Origin of the sequence: Microcoleus sp. Pol12B4, assembly GCF_036701385.1 — a bacterium.
Lineage (GTDB): Bacteria > Cyanobacteriota > Cyanobacteriia > Cyanobacteriales > Microcoleaceae > Microcoleus.
On sequence record NZ_JAUBQR010000119.1, the window covers coordinates 13,816 to 20,167 of the forward strand.

The window sequence follows — 6,352 nt, forward strand, 5'->3', positions numbered from 1 at the left end:
GGCGAAGAATTGACCGATGCTGCGATCGGCACTGGGCCTGTGGATGCGATTTACAGGGCAATTAACCGGGTGGTAAACGTACCCAACGAGTTGATCGAGTTTTCTGTACAATCGGTAACAGCGGGCATAGATGCGATCGGGGAAGTAACAATTCGCTTGCGCCACGAAGGCAAAGTATTTTCCGGTCACTCAGCAAATACCGACATTATCGTAGCGTCTGCAGAAGCATACATCAGTGCTTTAAATCGCCTGTATCAGGCATTGCAGCATAGTGCTGAAAAATCCTCCGAACAGCCCACTCAGATCAGAAATGAAGTTGTTGCAGAAGCACAGCGCTGATAAATTTCTTGTCAGCCCTTTTTCTTGAAACAAACCGCAGACGAACCCAGATCGAAGCAGATAACTCTCAATTAATCTGCCTTGATCCGGGTTCGTCTGCGGTTTAAAATTATTTTTTTTACTAAGAACCAACTCTTGAAAAATGCAAGACGAAACCTTAAAAAAAGAGCGACAATTCCACGATGCTTGGGCATCCACAATCGATATTGACGGCATTCGAGTCAATGATTACTTTGAAGCTTGTACCGCCCCAGAAAATAGATTTATCGTCCAGCAAATGGGCAATATTACAGGCAAACGCCTGTTAGATTTAGGCTGCGGTGCGGGAGAAAATAGCGTTTATTTTGCTAAAAAAGGTGCAAATTGTGTGGCGGCGGACTATTCTCAGGGCATGGTAGAAGTTGCTCTGAAATTGGCAGAGAAAAACGGCGTCAAAATAGAAGGGTGCACAGTGAATGCAATGGCGCTGGATTTCCCGGACAATAGTTTTGATATTGTTTACGCTTCTAATTTGCTGCACCATTTGCCGGAACCTGAAAAGGCTATTCGCGAAATGCACCGAGTTCTAAAGCCTGGGGGAAAAGCTTGCTTTTGGGACCCGATGAAGCACAATCCGGTGATTAATGTTTACCGCAGAATGGCGACTGAGGTGCGGACGGAGGATGAAACTCCTTTGGATATTAATATTGTAAATTTTGTCAAGTCTTTGTTTTCGGAGACGGCTTATGATACGTTTTGGCTGACATCGCTGTGGATTTTTTTACGCTTTTATTTGATCGAAAAAGTGCATCCAAATGAGGAGCGTTATTGGAAAAAGATTATCATTGAACAAGAGAGATTGAAACCGGAATACTCTCGATTAGAAGGGTTGGACGGGTTTTTGAAGAAGTTGCCTTTGATGAAGCGCTTGGCTTGGAATTTGGCTGTGGTGGCAACGAAGTAATTAAAAGAAGTACAATAAGTCAAAGCATTTAATTAAGAGGGTAATTATGCCAGAAACTATTACTGCTATCTACGAAAACGGGGTTTTTCGTCCCCTGAATCCTTTGTCATTGAATGATGGGGAAACTGTGCAAATCACAATTGTAGCGGAAGTTTCGCCGGAAGAACTCAAGGACGATCGCGAAAAGGCGATTACGTTGATGGATGTACGAAAATTGATGGGTTTGCCAACAAAACAGTTTAAGCTAGATGCAACCGCAGAACAAAAGCGGCGCGAACTGTTTGAAAAACTCAAGGGAAGAGTGGGGAAACCTCTTTCTGAAATCGTTATTGAGGATCGCGGCCCGTGGTAAATGCCTATTTCTTAGACACCAGCGCTTTGGTTAAACGGTATGTGCCTGAATTGGGAAGTAATTGGATTCAATCAATTACTGTTCCTGCAGCAGGTAACTTTCTCGCGATTTCTCAGATTACTTGGGTGGAGGTATGCAGCGCTTTTTCACGCCGTCAACGAGAGGGTAGTCTATCTGTCGATGAGGTTGACCAACTTAGGGGAGATTTTCGCACGGATTTTGACAACGAGTATGAAGTTCTTGAAGTCGATCGCACTTTGATAGAAACAGCGGGCGCACTGGTGATGCAAAACCCGCTGCGGGCTTATGATTCTGTGCAATTAGCGTCAGCTTTGCGCGTTCAATCTACTCTCCTTTCCGTGCCAGATACTCAACTGGTTTTTGTTTCGGCGGACAACAGATTGCTGGATATTGCTCAGTCGGCAGGGTTGGCGACTGATAATCCTAATAATTATCCGTAATCAACCTTTTTGTAGTGAGGAATGCAAGTCTTCATACAAATCAGAGGACTAAAGTCATCACTAGAAACTAATTTTAGTGCGATCGTTATTTAGAGGACTTCTTTCAAAGTTTTAACCAATATTTGATTCTGTTCCTCCGTACCTACACTAATCCGCAATTTGTCTTCTAATCGCGGCTGATTGAAGTATCGAATCAATATTCCCCGTACTTTCAGTGTTTGATAAATTCTTTCTGCATCGCCCTTTGGTGGCCTAACTAACAAAAAGTTGGTTTGCGAGGGCCAAACGTCAAAGCCTAATTCCTTGAAGCTAACGGCTAGTTTTGCTCTGGAAGCCTTAATCTTTTCGGCGTTGGCTATTTTGTGGTCTCGATCGGCGATCGCAGCCGCCCCCACTGCATAGGCTAAAGCATCCACATTATAGCTATCTTTGATTTTATTTAATTCTGCCAGTAGCGCCGGATTTGCTATGCCAAAACCCAGCCTCAATCCTGCGAGGGAATAACCTTTTGAAAGCGTTCTCAATACTATAACATTACTGTATTTTTTTGTCAATTCCAAAGCATTATTTTCTGCGAAATCTACATAAGCTTCGTCGATGACCAGAATCCCCGATAACTCTTTAGCCAGTTTCTCCAAATCGGCAACAGATATGGCTGTTCCCGATGGACTGTTTGGCGAAGCTACAAATGTCACTGCACCCTGGGCTGCTATTAGCAAATCGACTGGTAACTTGTAGTCGTCGGGATAAGGAACTTCAACAAATTCTGCATCTTGAATTTGTGCCAAAGTGCGGTACAATACATAGGTGGGCGCAGGACAAACAATCTGTTTCCCAGATTCGCCCACAGCGCGAACTATCAAGTTTAATAAATCGTCGCTGCCGTTACCTACAACAATCCAATCGTCAGCAACTCCAAAAACTTTACTAGCAGCAATGCGGAAACTTTTGCCAGTTGGATCTGGATAGCGCCGCAGCATTTCTCCTTCTATTTTATGAAGCACTTTTAAGGCTTTGGGAGAAGGCGGATAGGGATTTTCATTAGAATTTAATTTAATAATTTTTGTGCCTAGCGGTGGCTGTTCCCCCGGCACATAGCCAGACATTTCGTGGATGCTTTTGCGAAAGTAATTCATCTATTATCTGCGTTTATCGGCATTCATCTGCGGTTAAAAAGATCATATCAAACAATTAGTGACTATCCGCGTTATACCCAAATCAATTAACTTTTGCATATCCGCTCGATCGTCCACCGTCCAGGCCACAATGTCAACTCCCTGACTCCGGCTTTCTAGAATTAGTGCGGGGTTTTCCAGCAACACGCGATACAGACTGCTAATCAAATTATCCTGATGGGCTACAGCTTGAGCTAACTGAGTTTTGTATGCTTCTAGATTAGCAACAATGTGTCCGATCGCCAAATCGCCAGATAGCCGCCGCACTTGTTCCAGAAATCCCGCGTTAAAGGAAGTAATAACGCATTTTTGTTGGATTTCTTCGCCCTTCAAAGTATTGACAAAATCCGCGACATCTGCATCAGACCACTCGCAGTGAGGTTTGACATCAAAGTAAAGAAATTTGTCAACATTTTTGAGGATAGCTAATGATTCTTTTAAGGTAGGAATTTTTTCTTGTGAAAATTCATCGCTAAACCATTTTCCCGCATTAAGTGTCTGCAATTCCGACAGGGTTGTTTCCCTAACTTTGCCAGAAACTCCAGTGATTCTATCTAATGTGGCGTCGTGAAAAATCACTGGTACGTTGTCGGCGGATAGCTGGATGTCAAATTCGATCGAATGAGCTCCACGGGCGATCGCCAGTTCAAAAGCTGCTAAAGTATTCTCCGGGGCGATCGCCGAAAATCCCCGATGTGCAATAATTTCTAAATTCACTGTCTTGTGCCCTCTAAAAAATCTGCCACAGTTTGATTAAAAGTTTCCGGTTCAGTCAAAAAAGACCAGTGATTTCCCGGTACTTTTGCAACAGTAAGATTTTTCAAGTATCTCTTGTATGGCTGCATTTGCCAAGCCATGCGATTTACGCCTTTTTCCGGCTGTACAAACAAAGTCGGGATATCAATATTTTCAGTTAAACCTGCAACTTTCATCACTTCTACAAATATCTGATTTCTGGCTGCAATCGCAAACTTACTGCCCCAAGTTCCGTCAGATTTTTGTTCGATTTGCTGTTGGAATACCATTTGCTGCACCTCACTCCAATCTGCGTATTCTCCCGATTGTTTTGCTGCTGCTTCTGCTTGGGCTAAAGTCGCAAACGGGCCCACACATTTGAGACAGTCTAATTTTCGGTAAACAATTGGCAGGGTGAGTTTCATCGCGGCGGGCAGTTTGGTGATGAAGATGGGGTGTACTAAAATCATACTGCAAAAGCGATCCGGATTTTGCCTCGCCCAAATCGGTGCTAGTTTTCCCGTCCAAGAATGTCCTAAAATATGGGCGTCTGGCCAGTTGAGATGTGCCATCAAACCTTCTAAATCTGCGATCGCACTTTCAAAAGTATAGCCTGTTTTCGGTTTGCTACTCTCTCCGTGACCGCGCATATCTGGCGCTACAATATGATAGCGGTTGGACAAGTAATTGCCCAAGTTAGTCCAGACACACGCACTATCTGCTAAACCGTGCAGCAGCAGCAAACGCGGAACTTTTTCTTTCCCAGTTTCGGGCTGCCATTCTAGGTAGGAAAGTTCGATTTCTGGTAAGTGCAAAGTGTTACGAGTTGCCATAATTAGGGTATTTTATAGTTGGATAAATTTTATTTAACCTCATTTATACTATTTTTATGAACAGGCAAGATGCCTGTTCCGCAAAGAGTGAATCTTATTGTACTGTTTTGCTCGACAGGCAAGATGCCTGTTTCACAAATAATAAATATTATTCTGGGTGGGGTGGGCTTCTAGCCCGCCCTTATTACCTAACCTTGACCCTTCAAGCTAAATAAAAGAAACTGAGTTTTCTGCGCTTCATCAAAATTGTCGTCACTGACCAAAACTACACTTTTGCTGCCATCTGGCAACTGCGGTCCGAGGGTCATTCCCTCTAAATTGTACAGCGGAATTCCGAGTTCGCTTAAGTCTAGCAGCAACTTTTTCTTAACAGGTTCCACCGCCACTCGTCCTTTAAAACTCTGGATTCTCGAAGTATCTGTAGCCGCCCCAACTGCTATTTGATAAATTCTAGCGCTGTACCCCGACAGTCCAAAAGAACGTTCTAAACTCAGAATTTGACCGCTACCGACAGTTACTAATTCTGTTAAACCGTTCAAAATAGTCATGGGAACTTGGTCGAGGATGTAAAGATTTTCCGAGACTAATTGCGGCGTTTTATCGACGATGATATAATGTAAAAGACGGAGTTTGCTTGCCTGTTCGGGGTCTAAATCTTGCATTAAAGGGGCTTCCGTAGCTGCGAACAAACGAAACGGATCGAGACCGCCGGGACTAAAGGTTTCTGGGTCGATGGTTAAAGATTCAAAACCTAAATTTTCCACCACTCCTTGCTGCTGTTTTTCATCGCTGGCATCGGGAATATAGCGCTTTGGTATCGGCAAATTTCCCCGGATTTGCCCTGTTTTGAGGTCAAATTCTCCGAGTAAAGGAGGGATGCCCACATGAGTAACACCTTCGCTGGCGACAAATACTGAATTGCGGGGAGAAAGGGCGATGCCTTCGGGATTGATGGAACCCCAAGAGAAGGTTTCACCGTCTGCTTTTTTGAGGGAGGTAACGCCTTCAACGGTAACTTTTTTCAGGCGAATATTTGCTGGATCGCTTGATGTGAGGTCGAGTCTGAGACTGTAAAATCTCGCTTCTCCATTTTCGCTGGGGTCGTCGGAAAGAGCGTAAAAGCGATAAGCTTTAGAAGTGACTGCGCTAATACCTTTGGGGTCGTAGGTAATTCCTGACAAACCGCCGACAGGTGCTCCTTCAAAATTCATTTTTGGCAATTCGTACTCGCCCAAAAATTCTAGGGACATTTCTGGAAAAGAGCGGTCTTTTCCAACTGCGGGAGGGGGGGCGCAAGCTGTGCAAACAGTTAAGAGAATTAGGGCTAGACTGAATAAGCGTAAAATACGTTGGCGAAGCCCTCGAAGAGGATCGCCCAGCGTCTTTAAATCCCAATAATTGCTCAGTGCGGTGACATTTATTTTGTTGCTCTTGTTGAACAGTTTGCTTTTGTGCCATCTTTGTGACATAATTTATACCGTTTTGTAGATATGCAAAACTTGATGTTTCCAGAA

8 protein-coding genes are annotated in these 6,352 nt (G+C 43.9%); 4 read left to right on the forward strand and 4 right to left on the reverse strand.

From position 1 onward, the window contains the following. The 4 genes from QUA38_RS16965 to QUA38_RS16980 all read left to right on the forward strand — a co-directional run. On the forward strand, positions 1–339 hold a 339-nt coding region (locus QUA38_RS16965), incomplete at its 5' end, for an alpha-isopropylmalate synthase regulatory domain-containing protein (RefSeq protein WP_333163632.1). A 142-nt stretch (positions 340–481) separates the two neighbouring features. Next, positions 482–1,282, forward strand: coding sequence for a class I SAM-dependent methyltransferase (locus tag QUA38_RS16970; RefSeq protein WP_333163634.1), 801 nt, complete (start codon positions 482–484; stop codon positions 1,280–1,282). A 46-nt stretch (positions 1,283–1,328) separates the two neighbouring features. After that, entirely contained in the window at positions 1,329–1,634 is a 306-nt protein-coding gene (locus QUA38_RS16975) for an antitoxin family protein (protein ID WP_333163636.1), read from the forward strand. Further along, positions 1,628–2,095, forward strand: a complete 468-nt coding sequence (locus QUA38_RS16980; RefSeq protein WP_333163639.1) for a type II toxin-antitoxin system VapC family toxin — start codon at positions 1,628–1,630, stop codon at positions 2,093–2,095. Before QUA38_RS16975 ends, QUA38_RS16980 begins: the two co-directional genes overlap by 7 nt. A gap of 89 nt (positions 2,096–2,184) precedes the next feature. Here the strand turns inward: QUA38_RS16980 and hisC are convergent, their stop codons facing one another. The 4 genes from hisC to QUA38_RS17000 all read right to left on the reverse strand — a co-directional run bounded on the left by hisC (position 2,185) and on the right by QUA38_RS17000 (position 6,307). Then, the gene (hisC, locus tag QUA38_RS16985; RefSeq protein WP_333163641.1) at positions 2,185–3,231 is read right to left on the reverse strand and encodes a histidinol-phosphate transaminase; all 1,047 of its coding nucleotides are present in this window, start codon (positions 3,229–3,231) and stop codon (positions 2,185–2,187) included. A 42-nt stretch (positions 3,232–3,273) separates the two neighbouring features. Beyond that, complete coding sequence (locus tag QUA38_RS16990; RefSeq protein ID WP_333163643.1) at positions 3,274–3,987, reverse strand: glycerophosphodiester phosphodiesterase family protein; 714 nt, start codon at positions 3,985–3,987, stop codon at positions 3,274–3,276. Next, positions 3,984–4,838: an alpha/beta hydrolase gene (locus QUA38_RS16995; RefSeq protein WP_333163646.1), complete on the reverse strand. Its 855-nt coding sequence runs from the start codon at positions 4,836–4,838 to the stop codon at positions 3,984–3,986. The genes QUA38_RS16990 and QUA38_RS16995 overlap by 4 nt, the downstream gene beginning before the upstream one ends. 188 nt (positions 4,839–5,026) lie before the next feature. Continuing rightward, complete coding sequence (locus QUA38_RS17000; RefSeq protein ID WP_333163648.1) at positions 5,027–6,307, reverse strand: esterase-like activity of phytase family protein; 1,281 nt, start codon at positions 6,305–6,307, stop codon at positions 5,027–5,029. Positions 6,308–6,352 lie beyond the last annotated feature (45 nt).